We start from the raw sequence: 19,179 nt of genomic DNA, 5'->3' as shown, positions 1-19,179 counted from the left end.
GGCTAGTATGACTTTTTATCCATTGTTGCCGCTATGGCCTGCCCGTTCCAATAACGCCATTCCCAAGACAAAAAAGGGTCCCGCCGCAGGCTGTGCGAGGTCCTTTACACGACAAGAAAAAGGCAATGGCAATGGCGACGTGCGGCGAAGTATTGGTCAAGTTGCTCCAAGCATATGGCGTGGAGCAGGTGTTCGGCATTCCTGGCGTGCACACCGTCGAGTTGTACCGCGGGCTGGCCCGTTCCAGCATCCGCCATGTGACGCCGCGTCATGAACAGGGCGCAGGTTTCATGGCCGACGGTTACGCCCGGGTCAGCGGCAAGCCCGGCGTGTGTTTCATCATCACCGGCCCCGGCATGACCAACATCACCACCGCCATGGGCCAGGCCTACGCCGATTCGATCCCGATGCTGGTGATCTCCAGCGTGCAGTCGCGCAGCCAGTTGGGCGGCGGGCGCGGCAAGTTGCATGAACTGCCGAACCAGGCTGTATTGGTGGGCGGTGTCGCGGCGTTTTCCCACACGCTGATGTCCGCCGCTGAATTGCCCGGCGTGCTGGCCCGGGCGTTTGCCGTGTTCCAGGCTGGGCGCCCGCGGCCGGTGCACATTGAAATCCCGTTGGATGTTCTGGTTGAAGACGCCGATGCCTTGCTCGCCAGCGTGCCGGTGAACATCAACCGCGCCGGTGCTGCGCCGAGTGCCGTGGCGCAAATGGCTGCGAGGCTGGCATCGGCCAAGCGGCCATTGATCCTGGCCGGCGGCGGCGCCCTCGACGCGGCGGCCGAATTGACCGAACTGGCCGAACGTCTTGGCGCGCCAGTGGCGTTGACCATCAATGCCAAGGGCCTGTTGCCGTCCCAGCATCCGTTGCTGATCGGCTCCACGCAGAGCCTGGTCGCCACTCGCGCGTTGGTGGCTGAGGCGGATGTGGTGCTGGCTATCGGCACCGAACTGGCCGAGACCGACTACGACATTACCTTTGCCGGCGGCTTCGAGATCCCCGGTGCGCTGCTGCGCATCGACATCGACGCGGACCAGACCGTGCGCAACTACCCGCCGCATCTGGCGCTGGTGGCCGACGCCCGTGTCGCCGCCCGGGCCTTGCTTGATGAGCTGGACCGGCAACCCTTGGCCGAGCGCCGCGCCGATTGGGGAGCGACGCGTGCCGCCCGGTTGCGCGCGGATCTTCAAGGCAGTTGGGACGAGGCGACCCGCGCCCAGACCTTGTTTCTCGACACCGTCTTGCAAGCGCTACCGGAGGCGGTGTTCGTCGGCGATTCGACCCAACCGGTGTACACCGGCAACCTGACCTTCAACCCGGAGCAGCCACGCCGCTGGTTCAATTCATCCACCGGCTACGGCACCCTCGGCTACGCCTTGCCGGCGGCCATTGGCGCCTGGCTTGGTGGCAAGGACCAGGGCCATGGTCGCCCGGCGGTGGTGTGTTTGATTGGCGACGGCGGGTTGCAGTTCACCCTGCCGGAACTGGCCAGCGCCGTGGAAGCGCGCACGCCAGTCATCGTGCTGCTGTGGAATAACCAGGGCTACGAAGAGATCAAGAAATACATGGTCAACCGCGCCATCGAACCGGTGGGCGTGGACATCTACACCCCGGATTTCATCGGCGTCGCCAAGGCCTTGGGCTGCGCTGCCGAAGCCATCGACGGCGTGGCGCAACTGCACGATGCGTTACTCGCCGCTTGCGACCGGCAGGGCCCGACGCTGATCGAAATCGACCAGGCAACCTGGATGGCGCAGGTGTCGAAATGAATTTCCCTACGACGCAAGACGGGCTGTACATCAACGGTGAGTGGCTGGCCGGCGATCAACCGCTGCGGGTGATCAACCCGGCGACCGAAGCGCTGCTGACCACCGTTTATGGCGGCGATGAACGCGCCGTCGATCAGGCGTTGAACGCCGCGACCCAGGCTTTCACGCACTGGTCGAGCACCACCGGCGCCGAGCGTGGCGCGGTCCTGCGCCGGATTGCCGCTGGCGTGCTGGACGCTCGTGAACGGTTGATGCACCTGCAATCGAGCAACAATGGCAAACCGCTGTTCGAAGCGGCCATCGATGTCGACGATGTGGTCGCCACCTTCGAGTATTACGCCGAACTGGCCGAAGGCCTGGACGCTCGGCAAGACAGTCCGCTGGCATTGCCCAGTGCTGATTTCAGCGCACGCCTGCGCCGCGAACCTTGCGGCGTGGTCGGCCTGATCGTGCCGTGGAATTTTCCGATGGTCACCACGGCCTGGAAACTCGCCCCGGCGTTGGCCGCCGGCTGCTGCGTGGTGCTCAAGCCTTCGGAGGTCACGCCGTTGCCGGAGCTGGAACTGGCCTCGATCATCGCCGGATGCGGTTTGCCCCACGGGGTGTTCAACCTGGTCTGCGGCACGGGCCTGGCAGTGGGGGCGCCATTGGCGGCGGACCCGCGCGTGGCAAAGATTTCCTTCACCGGCAGCAATACGGTGGGTGTGCAAGTGATGCAACGGGCGGCGGAAACGGTGAAGGGCGTGAGCCTGGAATTGGGCGGCAAATCGTCTCTGCTGGTGCTGGCCGATGCTGACCTGGACTTGGCGGTGGAGCTGGCCTGTGGCGGCGGTTTCTTCAATGCCGGGCAGATGTGTTCGGCCACCAGTCGTGTGCTGGTCGCGGATGAACTGGCCGATGAATTCCTGCAACGGCTCAAGACCCGCGCCGAGGCGATCCGCGTGGCCGACCCGTTTGACCCGGATGTGGAGATGGGTGCGCTGGTCAACCAGGCGCAATACCAGCGGGTGCTGGGGCACATCGACCGAGGCTTGAGCGCCGGAGCGACGCTGGTGTGCGGTGGGCAGCGGCCCGCGCATCTGTCGCGCGGCTTTTTTTTACAGCCGACAATCTTCACCGATGTGCCCCTGGACAGTGCGTTGTGGTGCGAAGAGATCTTCGGGCCGGTGCTGTGCGTGCGCCGTTTCAGCACCCCGGCGCAGGCCATCACCCAGGCCAACGACAGCCGTTTCGGCCTGGTGGCCAGTGTGGTCAGCCGTGATGCGACGGCTGCCGAACAGGTGGCCAACGCTTTGCAGGCAGGGCTGGTGTGGATCAACGCGCCCCAGGTGATTTTTCCCCAGGCGGCGTGGGGCGGTTACAAGCAGAGCAGTCTGGGTCGCGAATTGGGGCCTTGGGGATTGGCCGCGTTTCAGGAAATCAAGCATGTGATCCGGGCGGTCTGACGGCACGTTCTCAGGTCACGCATGCCTCGAAAAAAGGCATGCGCCAGGAACATGGCTCCAATGAGTTTTTTTCGATAGTCAGGGATTTTGCACAACCTCAGGATGGCCGCAGGCGGCGGTGAAACCCTTGTGGTACGGGGCTTTGCTCGACGTCGAACGGTGCGGGCGCAACGGTTTTTACCCACCTCATACTTAAAAGAATAAAGGGAGTCCTCCATGGGCGAGCATGATCTGAACAGACGTCAATTCATCAAGACTGCAAGTGTGGTTTCGGTAGCGGCGGCCGCCATGAGCGTGCCTTTCATCAGCGCCCGGGCCAGCGATACGCGGTTCGTCGGCAAGACCCTGCGCCTGCTCACCTGGTCCGACGACACCGGGCTGGCGGCGTTGCGCAACATCGCAGCCACCTTCGAGGCCAAGACCGGGGCCAAGGTCATTGCCGACCGCACCGGCAGTACCTCGGAAATGGTCGCCAAGCTCAAGGCCGGTGGCGACCGGCCGCAGTACGACATCATCACCCTGGCCGGCGTCGGCGCCGAGGGCCTGGCCGCCGCCGGGTTGCTGGAAAAGCCCGACCTCAACCGCATTCCCAACCTGGCCGACGTGCCGGCGCAATACCGCACGGGTGCCGGCGGCCATGGCATTGGTTACCTGCTGTGGTGCAACAGCCTGGTCTACAGCACCCGGACCTTGAGTCAGGCGCCGGACAGTTACGCCGCGCTTTGGGATGCGGACCTGGCGCCGAACATTTTCCTGCCGCCGCCGAACTGGACCGAGGCCATGGACCTGATCATCATCGCTGCCAAGCTGGCCGGTGGTGACGAACACAACATCGAACCCGGCTTCAAGAAACTCGCCGAGCTCAAGGACCGGGTGGTGACCCTGGGGGAAAACCCGAACCAGATCGCCGAGTTGTTTCGCACCGGCTCCCTGGACATGGGCGGCTTGTACGCTCCGGCGTTTTTCCCCAAGCAGATCCGCGACCCGGCCTACAGCCTGGGGGCGACGTTCGGCATGAAGGAAGGTTTCTACACCGACCTGATGCTCTCGGTCATGCCGAAAAATCGCCCGGGCGACACCGACCTGGCCTACGCCTTCATCGACCACTCCCTCGACCCGCTGGTGCAGGGCAAGATGGCCGAAGATATCTTCAACGGCCCGGTCAACGCCAAGGCCATCATCTCCAGCGAAGCGCGCAAGAGCCCCTACATCCTCACCCCGGAGCAAATCGCCGACAAAGCGATCATGCACGACAACGCCTTCCTGGCGACGGTGCATGACCAATGGATTCGCCGGTACACGGAAATCTTCTCTTCCTGAAACAAACGCTGCACGTCGCCTGCCCGGCATAAGAAATTGAGGGGTACGCGGCCTCTGTGACCGCCCGAGACCCAGCTTGCTCGCGATAGCGGTGGTTCAGTTGCTGGAGATGTTGACGGTGCCGCCGCCTTCGCGAGCAAGCTCGCTCCCACAGGGGAATTGCGGTGTGCATTGGTCTTTCGGCCCATCCGAGAGCCAGTGTGGGAGCGAGCTTGCTCGCGATAGCGGTGGTTCAGTTGCTGGAGATGCTGACGGTGCCGTCGCCTTCGCGAGCAAGCTCGCTCCCACAGGGAATTGGGTTGTTTTGAGATTGTGTTTTTTCTGTCGTTTTCCACTGACGAGATCTTGCCATGGAACACCTACCGTTAACCCATCACCAGAGCGTCGCGCCCATGCGTCCACCCCGGGAGAGCTCACCCACCCGCCGAGCCTGGCTGTTCCTGTCGCCGTCGATGTTGTTTCTCGGTGTGCTGATCGCTGCCAGCCTGTTGGTGCTGCGCATGAGCGTCGGCACCAAGGGCGCGGAGTGGAGTGGGTTCAGCCTCGCCAGCTACGGGCAGTTGCTGGAGCCTTATTACCTCAAGTCCCTGCTGCTGACCTTGCGCCTTGCATTGATCAGCGCGGTGATCGCCGTGCTGCTGGCGATCCCCGTGGCTTACACCATGTCGCGCCTGGCCTCGCCGTTGTTGCGGCGGGTGTTCCTGGCAGCGGTGCTGTTGCCGCTGTTGGTCAACCTGCTGCTGCAAAGCTATGGCTGGCTGGTGATCCTCGGCCCTGCCGGCATGCTCAATCAGGCACTCATGGGCCTGGGCCTGATCAAGCGGCCGATCATGCTGCTGTACAACCAGAATGGTGTGTTGATGGGCCTGGTCCAGACGGCCTTCCCGCTGGCCGTGCTGCCCATCGCCAGCGCCATGCGTGGCGTGGCCCGCAGCTATGAAGAGGCCGCCGCCACCCTCGGCGCCAGCCGCTTCCAGGTGTTTCGCCAAGTGGTGCTGCCCATGAGCCTGCCGGGCATCATCACTGGCGCGACGCTGGTGTTTGCCTACAACGCCAGCAGCTTTGTCGTGCCGCTGCTGTTGGGCGGTCGGCGGGTGCCGATGCTGGCGGTGATGGTCCACGACCAGATTGCCCCGTTGATGAACTGGCCCGCCGCGTCCGCCGCCGGGGTGGTGCTGATTGTCACCACGTTGATGATCATGACCCTGTCCGAATATTTCACCGGCCGTCGTCGGCGGATGCTGGAGGCTTCTCAATGAGTGCGTTGAGCAAAAAACGCCAGGCGCTGTTGCCCGGTGAAACCGGACGCGCAGTGGGGCTGCTGTCGGGCTTCATCCTGTTGCTGGCGGTGCTGCCGATCCTGACCATGATCGTCATGTCCTTCAGCGGCGCGGCGAACCTGGATTTTCCGCCAAGCAGCTACAGCCTGCAATGGTATCGGGCCGCCTGGCACACCTTCGTATCGCCGGATGCCAGCGATGTACTGAGCCTGGGCCAGGCCATGGGCACCAGTTTGTTGGTGGCCTGCCTGACGATGATTTTCGCCACGCTGATCGCAGTGCCGGCGGCCTACGCGCTGACCCGTTGCGAGTTCCGTGGCAAGGCCGTGGCGTTGCAACTGATGTCGCTGCCGCTGGTGTTTCCCATGGTGGTGCTGGGGTTGGCGCTGCTGCTGGTATTCGACAGCCTGCCATTCCAGATGACCACCTCGCGGCTGGTCATTGCCCACGTGATCCTCGCCTTGCCGTTCGTGGTGAAGAACTGCACCGCCGCCATGCTCGGCATCGGCAGCGAAGTCGAAGAAGCCGCGCGAATGCTCGGGGCGACACCACGGCGGGCCATCGTCGATGTGGTGGTGCCGTTGATGAAGTCGGGGATTCTCGCCGGGATGCTGCTGGCGTTCATTGTCTCGTTCAACGAATTCACCGTGACCTATTTCCTCTACACCATCGATGTCATGACCGTGCCGATCTGGATGTACAGCCGCACCGTGTCGTCGCTGGACCCCACCGTTTTCTCGTTTGCCGTGCTCATCGTGCTGATCGACTTCGTGCTGATCTGGGCGTTGGAGAAGCTGGTGGGCGAGGGCGGCGTTTCCTTTTGATTTCGAGGTGAAGACATGACTGGACTGATACTGGAAAACGTCGAGAAACATTACGGCTCGGCCTGCGCGGTCACGGACGTGAATCTGCATTTGCCCGAGGGCAAGCTGGTGTGTTTTCTCGGGCCTTCGGGCTGTGGCAAGACCACCTTGCTGCGCATGATCGCCGGCCTGGAAAGCCTCAGCGGCGGCGAAATCCGCCTGGATGGCCAAGACATCGGCCACACCCCGGCGCACCTGCGCAACTTCGGCATGGTGTTTCAATCGTTGGCCTTGTTTCCCCACATGACCGTCGGCGAGAACATTGCCTATCCGCTGAAATTGCGGGGCGTGGGCAAGGCCGAGCAACAGGCGCGGGTGGTGGAGTTGCTGGAACTGATCCAGCTCCAGGCGATGATCGACCGGCCCGTGGCGAAACTGTCTGGCGGCCAGCGCCAGCGCGTGGCGATTGCCCGGGCCATTGCCGCCCGGCCGAAGATCCTCTTGCTGGACGAACCGCTGTCGGCCCTGGACGCCAAGTTGCGCGAGTCGATGCAAGTGGAAATCCGCCAACTGCAACAGCGGTTGAACATCACCACTATTTTGGTGACCCACGATCAACGCGAAGCCATGACCATGGCCGACATCGTCGTGGTGCTGGGGGAACATCGGGTGCAGCAGGTCGGTACGCCGATCGAGATCTACCGCCACCCGGCCAATGAATTCGTCGCCGACTTCATCGGCTCAGGCAACATTTTTCCGGCGACCACCCTGGGCAATGGCCGGGTCGGGCTGCCGGGCGGGGACACGCTGGACGTGCCGGCCAGCCATAGCGTCATCGCTGGCGAGAAGATCAAGTTGCTGGTGCGCCCCGAAGACCTGCAACTGTCCTCGCCCCAGGCCACGGCGGGTAACCGGTTGCTGGGCAAGGTGACGTTCGTGCGGGACATCGGTGCGACCGTCGAGACCACGGTGGAATGTTCCGGAATCTCGTTCACGGCGCTGAGCACGCCTTGCCAGGGCATGGACCTGGGGATTGGGCATGCGGTGTCGGTGACCATACCGGCGCAGGCGTGTCGGTTGCTCGGTGCCTGAGTTCAAGAGACGAGGTGTTTTTGCTGGCCTCATCGCGAGCAAGCTCGCTCCCACAATAGATTGTTGTGAACAGGGAGCCCCTGTGGGAGCGAGCTTGCTCGCGATGGGGCCGGCCCAGTCAACACAAAATCCAGGGTCAAACAGTCATCCGCAACCGCGCCAGATCCCGTAACGGCGGCGCGCCGAACAACCGGCTGTACTCGCGGCTGAACTGCGAAGGGCTTTCATAACCCACCCGATACCCCGCCGCCGAGGCTTCCAGCCCTTCGGCGAGCATCAGCCGGCGGGCTTCCTGCAGGCGCAGTTGCTTCTGGTATTGCAGCGGGCTCATGGCGGTCATGGCCTTGAAGCGGTGATGCAGGGTCGAGACGCTGAGGTTCACTTCCCGGGCCAGGTCATCGATGCGCAGCGGCTGTTCGAAATGGCCGTTGAGCCATTTGATCGCCTGGCTGATGCGATGGCTCTGACTGTTGGCGATAGCGATTTCGTACAGCCGATAGCCCTGGGGACTGCGCAGCAGACGATAGAGGATTTCCCGGCGAACCAGCGGCGCGAGCATGGCGATGTCTTTCGGTGTATCGAGCAACCGCGCCAGGCGCAGTACGGCGTCGAGCATCGGCGTGTCCAGGCGTTCGACGTACAGCCCACGCCCGGCGGGGCGGGTCGGCACGCCCAAGGGGCCGGCATCGGCGATCAACGCGGTGATTTCCGTCGGGTCGATATCCAGGCGCAGGGCCAGGATCGGCTGCTCGGGCGAAACGTCGGCAATGCAACCACTCAACGGCATCGAGACCGAGACCACCAGGTAATGGAGTGGGTCGTAGTTGAACAACTCATCCGCCAGGCGCACCTGTTTGCTGCCCTGGGCCATGATGCACAGCGCCGGTTGTGCCAACACCGGAGCGAACTTATGCGGCTGGCTGTGCCGTGACAGATTCAGCGAGCCGATGGCCGTGGCGTAGCTGCCGTCTTCGCTGGTGTTGCGGTCGATGATCGACGCCAGTTCGGCGCGCTGTTGTTCCAGGTACGTGTCCAGCGGGACGTGGGCGTGGTCGAGTGGCGACATGCCGGGATCCTCAGGCGATAGGGAGCGATGAACAAAAGCTTATGTTTGTGCAAGGCGCAGCGATAGCAACATCCTGTTGAAAGCTTGCCTGATCCTGCACGGTGCAAGGGGCCATGACGCTGCAATGCTATGGAAACTTGCTTGAAACCTTTTGTTTCAACTTCCCGGGTTTCGACCGGATCGATGGCAAATTCTGTGATACCGATGCGCAGGATTGTGCAATGGGTCGGCAGGAATCGACTAACGAAACTGGCGTCGTGGCGCTTAACCTTTGATCCTGTCGCAGCTGTCCCCGGCTGCACAACGGATTACCTGGGAGGGTTGAACATGACTACACAGATCCCCGTCAGTCACATGGCTTTCGTCCGGGCCCGTACCGGTTGCTCCAGGCAACTGGGGGCGCGCCTGAGTACGCTGATCGCGCCCTCGCGCCTGGCTCCCGGTTGTTTGCACTTTGCCTTGCAGCAATCGCAATGTGACGCTGATTTGTGGCTGGTGTCGGGGCTGTGGGTCAATCAGTCGTCGATGGATGCCTACTTCAATTCACCGGCCATGGCGATTTTCGCCGAGCTGGTGCAGGACCTGGTGGTGAGCAGCCTGGATTTTCATACCTTCAGGGAAGTCTCCGCCGCCCAGGCGACCGAAGGGTGCCGGGCGCAGGTACACAAACTGGCCGGTTGAAGGTTTAATGAGCGTCATTTTCCACCGCCAGGATGCACAAGACATGGCACGTAAAGCCTTTGAAACCTTTGAAGCCGTTTCCGCAGTCGTTCCCAAGGAAGGCGGCGGCTACCATGCCGCCATTGCCACCAAGGCCATCGGCGGTTCAGGTGCGCCGCGCTTCAACAAGATCCTTGAAGAGCAGACCTTCGAGACCGCGGTTAAAGCCGATGAAGCGGCAGCCCTGCAGCTGACCCACCTCAAGGGTGTCGACGAGGAGGGCGGGTTGGTCTGGTAAATCAGCATTGATGGGAATGCTTTTGTGGCGAGGGAGCTTGCTCCCGCTTGGGTGCGAAGCACCCACCAGAAAAGGGGCTGCTTCGCAGCCCAGCGGGAGCAAGCTCCCTCGCCACAGGGGATCGCGCTGCTCCTACTTTGGGCGATGCATCTTGAACAACGCCTCAGGCCCCAACTGGAAATAATCCGCCGGCCCGCCACCGCGCAAGATCGGCTCGGCGGCGGCGGTGTCGTATACCCCATCCTTCAACAGCCACTTGGCGATATGCACGGCGACCACTTCGCCGAGGATCAGCCAGCTTGGCACCAGCCCTTTGTCCGCCCGCTGCAGTTGAATGATCTGCGTGACCTTGCATTCGAAGGACACCGGGCTTTCGGCGACGCGCGGAACCTGGATTACCCGTGACGCCGCCGGCATCAAACCCGCCAGTTCGAACTCATTGACCTCTGGCGCGACCATCGCGCAGCTCTGGTTCATCTGCTCGGCCAGCGGGCGCGTGGCCAGGTTCCAGGCGAATTCGCCGGTCTGTTCGATGTTGTTCAGGCTGTCTTTGCGCCCGACGCTGGAGAACCCGATGATCGGCGGAATGTAGTTGAAGGCGTTGAAGAAACTGTAGGGCGCCAGGTTCAGGCGGCCTTCGGCATCCTGGGACGAAATCCAGCCAATGGGGCGCGGGCCGACGATGGCGTTGAACGGGTCATGGGGCAGGCCGTGGCCTTGGGTGGGTTCGTAGTAGTGGATGTCGTCGGGCATGAGAATGTACAGGTCCGGTGCTATTGGGAGGGATCCGACGATAGTGCAGCGATCAACCCGTTTTGTCAGCAGCCTAAAACCCTGTGGGAGCGAGCTTGCTCGCGATGGCGGCGTATCGGCTAAAAATATTTTGGCTGACACACCGTCATCGCGAGCAAGCTCGCTCCCACAGGGTGTAGTGATGAATGGGATCAGTTGGTAGACGCCGCATCCGCACGGTCCGAGCCATCGGCGGCGACGGCGGGCTCAATGGCGTGGTTTTCATTTTTCTTGGCAACGGTGGCTGAACCGACGCGTTCGTGGGCAGTGGCGATAAAAGCGGCTGTGCCGGTGCGGTCGAAGCCATCGTCGGCGAAGGCGCTACTGGCCAGTACAGAAAAGGTCAGGGCGGCAATCAGTTTGGTTTTCATGGTGGTCACTCCGGATTCGTTGGCGATGTGTCTTGCATGGATTGAATGCCACGCCAACTAAATTGATTAAAATGTGCAAATTAATGCTAAAAGCAATCGATTAAATAGATATTAAGGGCGGCGTATGTCATTCGCTTCCATCGTCGGAGCGAACATCGCGCAGGTCATCGATCAGGTGAGTCCAAGATGCGGCGTCAGCATTAACGGGTGATTAATCGCTGTTTTGGCGTGTGTGACAGATTTTTCATACATTCCCGACCTGTTTTTCACCCACGCATCCCCAGTCTGCCCCCCGTGGCCACCAAGAGCCTGCCGTCACACACTGGAGATTGCCCTGCGATGAATAAATTGCCCCAAATTACCCTGGCCTTCTGGGTCATGAAGATCTGCGCGACGACCCTGGGCGAAACCGCAGGGGATTTGCTGTCGATGACCCTTGATGTCGGTTACGCCATCAGCTCGCTGATTCTGATCAGCGTGTTCGTCCTGACGCTGGTTACGCAACTGATGGCCAAGACCTACAAGCCGATGCTGTACTGGATCGTGATCCTGTCCACCAGCACTGCGGGCACCACGATGTCCGATTTCATGGATCGCACCCTTGAGCTGGGTTACGCCACAGGGTCGATGATCCTGATTGCGATTCTGTTGGCGATTTTCGCGGCTTGGCGCTTGAGTGGGGATTCGCTCAACGTCACCAAGGTGCAGACCTTTCGCGGCGAGATGTTCTATTGGATGGCGATTCTGTTTTCCAACACCTTGGGCACCGCACTCGGTGATTACCTGGCCGACGATTCGGGCCTGGGCTTTGCTGGCGGCGCATTGCTGATCGGCTCGACCATTGCCGTGGTCGTGCTGCTCAAGTACTTCACCCGTATTTCGTCGGTGGTGTTGTTCTGGATCGCGTTCGTGCTGACGCGCCCCCTGGGAGCGACGCTGGGCGACTTGATGACCAAGTCTCATGACAAGGGTGGCCTGGACTTCGGCACCATCGGTTCGTCGGCGGTGCTGGCGGGGATATTGATTGCGATGATCGCTGGCGCAACCTATGCGCAGAACCGTTATGGCAAGCAGGGCACTGCTGAGTTGACTTGAAACCGAGTCGCTTCCAATCGCGAGCAGGCTCGCTCCCACAGGGATTTACGCCAACCCTGTGGGAGCGAGCCTGCTCGCGATGGGGCCATTGCAGTCACCGTTGCAGTAACTGCAGGAACACTCATCAGTCAGTCACGATCCGCGAGTGTTTGCGGGTGTCTTTCATGGTGATGTACACCAGCAGCGACACGGCGATGCACGCCGTCACGTACCAGTAGTAGCCAGTTTCCATGCCGACGCTCTTGAACCACAGGGCGATGTATTCAGCGGTGCCGCCGAAGATCGACACGGTCAGTGCGTACGGCAGGCCGACGCCCAGGGCGCGGATTTCGGTGGGGAACAACTCGGCTTTCACCACGGCGTTGATCGAGGTGTAGCCGCTGACGATGATCAGCGCGGCCATGATCAGGAAGAACGCGCCCCACCAGGTCTGGATGGTGTGCAAGGTGGTGAGGATCGGCACGGTGAACAGGGTGCCGAGGATGCCGAAGGCAATCAGGATCGGCCGACGTCCGATCTTGTCCGAGAGCCCGCCGATCACTGGTTGCAGGCACATGAACAGGAACAGCGTGGCGGCGGAAATAGTGGTGGAGTCGGAGATGCTCATGCCGACCGTGTTCACCAGGTATTTCTGCATGTAGGTGGTGTAGGTGTAGAACGCCAGGGTGCCGCCCATGGTCAGGCCGACCACGGTCATCAGCTCTTTTGGATGGCGCATCAAGGTGCGCATCGCGCTTTCCTTGGCTTTTTCCTTCTTGGTGAACGACTCGGTTTCTTCCATGCCGCGTCGCAGGTACAGCGCCACGACCGCACACAGCGCGCCGATGGCGAACGGGATGCGCCAGCCCCAGGCATACAGCTGTTCGGTGGTGAGGGTCTGTTGCAGCACGATCAACACGCCCAGGGCGATGAGCTGGCCGGAGATCAGGGTCACGTACTGGAAGCTGGAGAAGAAGCCGCGACGTTCCTTGGTCGCCATCTCGCTCAGGTAGGTCGCCGAGGTGCCATACTCGCCACCCACCGACAGGCCTTGGAGCAGGCGGGCAAACACCAGCAGGATCGGTGCGCCGACGCCGATGGTTTCGTAGCTCGGGCTCAGGGCGATGATCAGCGAGCCGAAGCACATCAGGTACACCGACGCCATCAACGCACGTTTGCGACCGGCACGGTCGGCGTACAGGCCCATCAACCACCCGCCGATCGGGCGCATCAGGAAGCCTACAGCGAAGATCGCGGCGGTATTGAGCAATTGGGCGGTGGTGTCGCCCTTGGGGAAGAAGACTTTGGCGAAGTACAACGAGAATGCGGCGTAGACGTACCAGTCATACCACTCGACCATGTTGCCGACCGAGCCGCTGAAGATCGATTTGATGCGGCTGGCGGTGGTTCTTTCACGGGCGGGCGCGGCAGCCGACCCAATGGGCAGGGCGTTGGAGTTGTCCATTGAAGGATCCTTCGTTTAATTGTTTTTGTGGAGCGCGTTGGAACGCAGCCTGACAGGGCTATAGCAGGAGCTGTGCCAGTTGCTGGAGGGCCGGTTTAGAGGGGGGCATGGCGCTGGATGAGCGGAAAGCCGCTCATTGTGGTTGGGGGTGTGGGCGGGAATCCGCTTATGCAGGGGAGGTCTGTTGTCTGTACTGGCCCCATCGCGAGCAAGCTCGCTCCCACATTTTGCCCGGTGTACACATGCCCCTGTGGGAGTCTTGCTGTCCCTGGAAAGGATGGCTAAATAAACCATCCAAGACAGTTGCTCTCACATTTTGGCCGGTGTACACAGGCCCCTGTGGGAGCGAGCTTGCTCGCGATGAGGCCGGTACAGACACAGCAAATTCAGCCGGCCCTACAAAAACATCTCCCGACTCAACCCATGCCGCTGCATCTTCTCATTGAAGGTGCGGCGCGGCAGTTGCAGTTCCTCAAGCACGGCTTTCACATCACCTTTGTGCCGGGTCAGGGCGGCGCGCAGGCATTGGGCTTCGAAGGCTTCCTGCTGGGCCGCGAGGGACTGGCCCGGCTCCGTCTCCAGGACGGGCAGTTGATCGAGCCCCAACACCTGGCGTTCGGCGACATTGGCCAGTTCCCGCACGTTGCCGGGCCAGTCGTGGCTGAGCAGATGGCTCAACTGCGGGCCGCTCAGGGGCGCGGCGGGGCGGCCCAGGCGTTCGGCGGCGCTGTGGGTGAAATGTTCGAACAGCAAGGGAATGTCCTCGCGCCGTTCACGCAGCGGCGGCAGGCGCAGCTCGGCGATGTTCAGGCGATAGGCCAGGTCTTCGCGAAAACGCCCGGCCCGGGCTTCGTCCAGCAGATCGGGCTTGGTGGCGGCGATGATGCGCAGGTCCACCTGTATGCTCTGGTTGGAGCCCAGGCGTTCGAGCTTCTGTTCCTGCAATACCCGCAGCAACTTGACCTGCTGGGCCAGGGGCATGCTCTCGATTTCGTCGAGAAACAGCGTGCCGCCGTCGGCGTATTCGAGCTTGCCGATGCGCTTGCCTTGGGCGCCGGTGAAGGCGCCGCTTTCGTGGCCGAACAGCTCCGCTTCGAACAGTGCCTCGGGAATGGCCGCGCAGTTCAACGCGACAAAGGGTTTGCTCGCCCTCGGGCCGAAGTCGTGCAGGCAACGGGCGACCAGTTCCTTGCCGCTGCCGGTTTCGCCGCGGATCAACACGTTGACCGGCAGTGCGGCCAGGTCCAGCACCTGGCGCCGCAGGTTTTGCAACGCACGGGAAACCCCCAGCAGCGTCCCATCGAGTCGGACCCGGGCGTCGGCCTGTTCATGCAGGCGACGGTTTTCCAGGACCAGGGTGCGCTTGTCCAGGGCCCGGCGCAGGCTGCCGAGCAGGGCTTCGGGGCTGAAGGGTTTCTCCAGGAAGTCGTAGGCGCCGTCGCGCATGGCCTCCACGGCCATGGGTACGTCGCCGTGGCCGGTCAACAGAATCACCGGCAGGTCGGGATCGCGGCGGCGCACTTCGGCCAACAGTTCCAGGCCGCTGAGGCCGGGCATGCGCACATCGCTGAGGATCACCCCGGGGAAATGCTCCGGCAACCGGGCCAGGCATTCGTCGGCGCGGCTGAACAACTGCACCTGGAACCCCGACAGGCTCAACCACTGCTCGACGGCACTGCGGATGCTGCCTTCGTCATCCACGACCATGACTGAATCAAGCATGCAGTTGCGCCTCCTGATCAATGGGCAAGGTCACGCAGAATACCGCGCCGTGCTCATGGTTGTCCGCCGTCAGTCGTCCACCGGATTCATGGATGATTGCAAACGAAACCGCCAGCCCCAGGCCCAGGCCATCGCCCACCGCCTTGGTGGTGAAGAATGGATCGAACACCTGGGCCAGGTGTTCCTCGGCGATCCCGGTGCCGCTGTCACTGACGGTCAGGCGCCACAATTGCTCATCGGCCTCCAGGCGCACTTCCAGGCGCTTGATGGGTTGGTCGGCCATGGCGTCGAGGGCGTTGCGCAGCAGGTTGATCAACACCTGTTCGAGGCGGATCGCATCGCCGCGCACCCAGGCCGGTCGAGTCACGTGCAGCACGGTGTTGATCTGTTCGTCGCGCAGGCGCGTGTCCAGCAATTGCAGCGCCTGGTCGACCACCGCCGCCAGGTCCAGGCGTTCGCGCAGACCGCTGGGGCTTTTGCGGGCAAAGGTCTTCAGGTGACCGGTGAGGGCGGCCATGCGCGTCAGCATGTCGTCCACCGGCTTGAGGGCCTTGTAGGCGTCATCGACCCGGCCGTGATCGAGCAACAAGCGCAGGGTCGCCAATTGCATGCGTTGGGCGGTCAAGGGCTGGTTGATTTCATGGGCCAGGGCCGCGGACATCTGTCCCAGTGCCGCCAGCTTGGCCGATTGCACCAGCCCGTCCTGGGCCGTGCGCAGATCCCGGGTACGTTCTTCGACCAACCGTTCAAGCTCTTCGCGGCTGCGCTGGCGCAATTTTGCCAGGCGCCAGCGCTGGTTGAGAAACAGCAGCAGGAACACCAGCGCCAGCCACGACCCGGCGGCCGCGAGCCCGGCATTGCGCCGGTCTTCGAAGGCGATCTGCGGACGGCGCAGCAAGTGCAGCGTCCAGCCTTCGGCGGTCAGCGGCAAGGATTCCCACAGGTAGTCCGTCGAGCCATCGGGGGTCTCGACCCGGGCCAGATGGCTATTGTCGTCAAAGCGCCGTAACGGCTCGTAAACCAGCGGTTGCAGCGGTTGCTTGTCGTATTGACGGGTGGCCTTGAGCTCGGCGCGGTCGCTGTCGCTCAGCGGCTGCAAGTGGCGATAACGCCAGCCCGGGCGGTTGGCGATGAAGATGATGCTCCGGGCATCGCTGACCAGCAGGGTGTCGCTGCCCTGGCGCCATTCGCGCTCAAGCTCCGGAAACTCCAGCTTTACCACCATTGCGCCGAGGAACTCGCCGTTGTCGTCGGTCACGGCGCTGGAGAGAAAGTACCCCGGGATGCCGCTGGTCACGCCCACCGCATAAAAACGCCCGGTGCCCTGGGTGCGGGTCTGGAGGAAATACGGACGAAAGCCATAGTTGTGCCCGACATAGCTGCTGGGCAGGCGCCAGTTGCTGGCCGCGACGGCCAGGCCTGTGTGGTCGAGCAATTCCAGGGTGGATGACTGGGCGGCGCCATTGATCTGTTCCAGCTTGCGGTTCAACGCATCCTGCTGCGCGGCGCTGACCGGCCCCTTGAGGGCCGAGCGTAACTCCGGGTCCAGCGCCAGCACGGCGGGCAGGGCGCGGTAGCGTTCGATCAGGGTATGCAGCGAAGTGGCGTACAGCGCCAACTGCTGGTTGGCCCGGCTGGCGTCTTCTTCCAGGGCCGCGCGTTCGGCGTGGCGCACGGCGAGGGTGGCGGCAACGGCCGCGCCGGTGAGGATCAGCAAGGTGTACAACGACAGACGCAAGGTACGGGTAGTCGGCAGCATGCTGGCGTAAACCAGTGGAAAGTCGGGCGGGCACGATAGCATGTTGGAACGTCTTGGGGCCTGTACCACCGCCATCGCTCGCCCTGAGCCCTGTAGGAGCTGGCGAAGCCTGCGATCTTTTGATCTTCCGCTTGGGACTCAAGTGTTTGGGGAAAGATCGCAGCCTCGTTGCACTCGACAGCTCCTACGCTCCTACGTACCTACGCCCTCGGAGGGCGCAAGCGCCTTTTCGGTATCTGCGCACAAAAAAAGGCCGGTGGGCTTGTCGCCCCACCGGCCTTTTTCACCGCGCCAAAATGCCTGTTACTGCACTTCGACCGCCAGGCTGTCACTGATCTTCTTCTGCCAGATGGCAGGACCGGTGATGTGTACCGACTCGCCTTTGCTATCGACCGCAACGGTCACCGGCATGTCCTTGACCTCGAACTCGTAGATCGCTTCCATCCCCAGTTCGGCGAACGCCAGGACCTTGGATTTCTTGATCGCCTGGGCCACCAGGTAAGCGGCGCCGCCGACGGCCATCAGGTAGACAGCCTTGTTGTCCTTGATCGCTTCGATGGCGGTCGGGCCGCGCTCGGATTTGCCGATCATGCCCAACAGGCCGGTCTGCTCGAGGATCTGACGGGTGAACTTGTCCATCCGCGTGGCGGTGGTCGGGCCGGCTGGGCCGACGACTTCTTCGCCTACCGGGTCGACCGGGCCGACGTAGTAGATGAAACGGCCCTTGAGGTCCACCGGCAAGGTTTCACCCTTGTTCAGCATCTCGACCATGCGCTTGTGCGCGGCATCGCGGCCGGTGAGCATCTTGCCGTTGAGCAGCACGGTCTCGCCCGGTTTCCAGCTCTGCACGTCTTCCGGGGTCAGGGTGTCGAGGTTGACGCGACGGGCCGACGGGCCGGCTTCCCAGACGATTTCCGGGTAGGCGTCCAACGGTGGCGCTTCCAGCGACGCCGGGCCGCTGCCATCGAGCACGAAGTGGGCGTGACGGGTGGCGGCGCAGTTGGGGATCATGCACACCGGCAGGGAGGCGGCGTGGGTCGGGTAGTCCATGATCTTCACGTCGAGCACGGTGGTCAGGCCACCCAGGCCCTGGGCACCGATGCCCAGTTGGTTGACCTTCTCGAACAGCTCCAGGCGCATCTCTTCGATACGGTTCTGCGGGCCGCGAGCCTTGAGCTCGTGGATGTCGATGGATTCCATCAACACTTCCTTGGCCATGACCGCGGCTTTCTCGGCGGTGCCGCCGATGCCGATGCCGAGCATGCCCGGTGGGCACCAGCCGGCGCCCATGGTCGGAACGGTTTTCAGCACCCAGTCGACGATGGAGTCGGACGGGTTGAGCATGGCCATCTTCGACTTGTTCTCGGAGCCGCCGCCCTTGGCCGCCACGTCCACTTCCACGGTGTTGCCCGGGACGATGGAGTAGTGGATGACCGCCGGGGTGTTGTCCTTGGTGTTTTTGCGTGCGCCTGCCGGGTCGGCGAGGATGGAGGCACGCAGGACGTTTTCCGGCAGGTTGTAGGCGCGACGCACGCCTTCGTTGATCATGTCGTCCAGGCTCATGGTCGCGCCGTCCCAACGCACGTCCATGCCCACGCGCACGAACACGGTCACGATGCCGGTGTCCTGGCAGATCGGCCGATGGCCGGTGGCGCACATGCGCGAGTTGATCAGGATCTGCGCCATGGAGTCACGGGCTGCCGGCGACTCTTCGCGCAGGTAGGCCTCGTGCATCGCCTGGATGAAATCCACGGGGTGGTAGTAGGAAATGAACTGCAAAGCGTCAGCAACGCTCTGTATCAGGTCATCTTGCTTGATCACGGTCATGAGTCGCGCTCCTCTCTAAAGACGGGAACATTCAATAAGGTGCCGGCCGCTTGGGTGCATCGGTCGACGGGCGGCACCTCTATAAGGCACGCCGGGCATGCTGGCGCGACGCTAAAAAGGCGCGGCAGTATATCGCAGGCCGGCCCCCTGTGGGAGCGAGCTGTGAGAGCAAGACTGTGGGAGCAAAGCTTCTGTGGGAGCAAGGCTTGCCCGCGATGAAGACAACGCGGTCTCCCGGGGAATCGAGGCGCCTGCATCGCGAGCAAGCTTTGCTCCCACAGAAACCTTGCTCCCACAGCCCAACAGGGCGATGTGCAGGCTATGTGTCAGGCCTCAAAACACTGCGTCAATATAGGCCATTGCTTTGACGCCATTTTTCTGCTCCAGAATTGAATGGTCATTTGTCCTACACGCCACTAAAGTGGCGTCTGGCCTG

16 protein-coding genes are annotated in these 19,179 nt (G+C 62.4%); 9 read left to right on the top strand and 7 right to left on the bottom strand.

Going from position 1 to position 19,179, the window contains the following annotated elements; genetic code table 11:
• Positions 1–131: 131 nt before the first annotated feature.
• The 6 genes from QMK47_RS23125 to QMK47_RS23100 all read left to right on the top strand — a co-directional run bounded on the left by QMK47_RS23125 (position 132) and on the right by QMK47_RS23100 (position 7,709).
• Complete coding sequence (locus QMK47_RS23125) at positions 132–1,769, top strand: 5-guanidino-2-oxopentanoate decarboxylase (RefSeq protein ID WP_320390549.1); 1,638 nt, start codon at positions 132–134, stop codon at positions 1,767–1,769.
• Positions 1,766–3,214: an aldehyde dehydrogenase family protein gene (locus QMK47_RS23120; protein WP_320389381.1), complete on the top strand. Its 1,449-nt coding sequence runs from the start codon at positions 1,766–1,768 to the stop codon at positions 3,212–3,214. Before QMK47_RS23125 ends, QMK47_RS23120 begins: the two co-directional genes overlap by 4 nt.
• Positions 3,215–3,430: 216 nt before the next feature.
• Positions 3,431–4,534, top strand: a complete 1,104-nt coding sequence (locus tag QMK47_RS23115; protein ID WP_258689236.1) for an ABC transporter substrate-binding protein — start codon at positions 3,431–3,433, stop codon at positions 4,532–4,534.
• Between the two features lie 350 nt (positions 4,535–4,884).
• Complete coding sequence (locus QMK47_RS23110) at positions 4,885–5,793, top strand: ABC transporter permease (RefSeq protein ID WP_214509383.1); 909 nt, start codon at positions 4,885–4,887, stop codon at positions 5,791–5,793.
• Positions 5,790–6,638, top strand: a complete 849-nt coding sequence (locus QMK47_RS23105) for an ABC transporter permease (RefSeq protein ID WP_258689235.1) — start codon at positions 5,790–5,792, stop codon at positions 6,636–6,638. The genes QMK47_RS23110 and QMK47_RS23105 overlap by 4 nt, the downstream gene beginning before the upstream one ends.
• A 15-nt stretch (positions 6,639–6,653) precedes the next feature.
• Positions 6,654–7,709, top strand: a complete 1,056-nt coding sequence (locus QMK47_RS23100) for an ABC transporter ATP-binding protein (RefSeq protein WP_230151197.1) — start codon at positions 6,654–6,656, stop codon at positions 7,707–7,709.
• A 136-nt stretch (positions 7,710–7,845) separates the two neighbouring features.
• Here the strand turns inward: QMK47_RS23100 and QMK47_RS23095 are convergent, their stop codons facing one another.
• Positions 7,846–8,775, bottom strand: coding sequence for an AraC family transcriptional regulator (locus tag QMK47_RS23095; RefSeq protein ID WP_253477647.1), 930 nt, complete (start codon positions 8,773–8,775; stop codon positions 7,846–7,848).
• Between the two features lie 327 nt (positions 8,776–9,102).
• Here QMK47_RS23095 and QMK47_RS23090 point away from each other — a divergent pair, with 327 nt between their 5' ends.
• Positions 9,103–9,456 (top strand): putative quinol monooxygenase, encoded by a 354-nt coding sequence (locus QMK47_RS23090; protein ID WP_253477644.1) that lies wholly within the window; start codon positions 9,103–9,105, stop codon positions 9,454–9,456.
• Positions 9,457–9,499: 43 nt separating this feature from the next.
• Positions 9,500–9,733, top strand: a complete 234-nt coding sequence (locus QMK47_RS23085; protein ID WP_253478649.1) for a hypothetical protein — start codon at positions 9,500–9,502, stop codon at positions 9,731–9,733.
• Between the two features lie 132 nt (positions 9,734–9,865).
• Here QMK47_RS23085 and QMK47_RS23080 read toward each other — a convergent pair whose 3' ends face one another.
• Positions 9,866–10,486, bottom strand: coding sequence for a flavin reductase family protein (locus QMK47_RS23080; RefSeq protein ID WP_253477641.1), 621 nt, complete (start codon positions 10,484–10,486; stop codon positions 9,866–9,868).
• Between the two features lie 191 nt (positions 10,487–10,677).
• On the bottom strand, positions 10,678–10,896 hold the full coding sequence (locus tag QMK47_RS23075; RefSeq protein ID WP_320389380.1) for a hypothetical protein: 219 nt from the start codon (positions 10,894–10,896) through the stop codon (positions 10,678–10,680).
• A 339-nt stretch (positions 10,897–11,235) separates the two neighbouring features.
• Between QMK47_RS23075 and QMK47_RS23070 the strand changes: the two genes are divergently transcribed.
• Positions 11,236–11,991 (top strand): hypothetical protein, encoded by a 756-nt coding sequence (locus tag QMK47_RS23070; protein WP_320389379.1) that lies wholly within the window; start codon positions 11,236–11,238, stop codon positions 11,989–11,991.
• Between the two features lie 124 nt (positions 11,992–12,115).
• On the opposite strand, the gene QMK47_RS23065 is transcribed toward QMK47_RS23070, so the two are convergent.
• The 4 genes from QMK47_RS23065 to QMK47_RS23050 all read right to left on the bottom strand — a co-directional run bounded on the left by QMK47_RS23065 (position 12,116) and on the right by QMK47_RS23050 (position 18,743).
• On the bottom strand, positions 12,116–13,435 hold the full coding sequence (locus QMK47_RS23065; RefSeq protein ID WP_320389378.1) for an MFS transporter: 1,320 nt from the start codon (positions 13,433–13,435) through the stop codon (positions 12,116–12,118).
• A gap of 396 nt (positions 13,436–13,831) precedes the next feature.
• On the bottom strand, positions 13,832–15,157 hold the full coding sequence (locus QMK47_RS23060; protein ID WP_253477634.1) for a sigma-54-dependent transcriptional regulator: 1,326 nt from the start codon (positions 15,155–15,157) through the stop codon (positions 13,832–13,834).
• Positions 15,150–16,916 (bottom strand): sensor histidine kinase, encoded by a 1,767-nt coding sequence (locus QMK47_RS23055; RefSeq protein ID WP_258689227.1) that lies wholly within the window; start codon positions 16,914–16,916, stop codon positions 15,150–15,152. The genes QMK47_RS23060 and QMK47_RS23055 overlap by 8 nt, the downstream gene beginning before the upstream one ends.
• Positions 16,917–17,219: 303 nt before the next feature.
• Entirely contained in the window at positions 17,220–18,743 is a 1,524-nt protein-coding gene (locus tag QMK47_RS23050; protein WP_053189777.1) for a fumarate hydratase, read from the bottom strand.
• Positions 18,744–19,179 lie beyond the last annotated feature (436 nt).

The organism is Pseudomonas sp. P9_35 (genome assembly GCF_034008205.1).
GTDB classification, from domain to species: domain Bacteria; phylum Pseudomonadota; class Gammaproteobacteria; order Pseudomonadales; family Pseudomonadaceae; genus Aquipseudomonas; species Aquipseudomonas kilonensis.
This window is presented reverse-complemented; position numbering and strand designations above follow the sequence as displayed.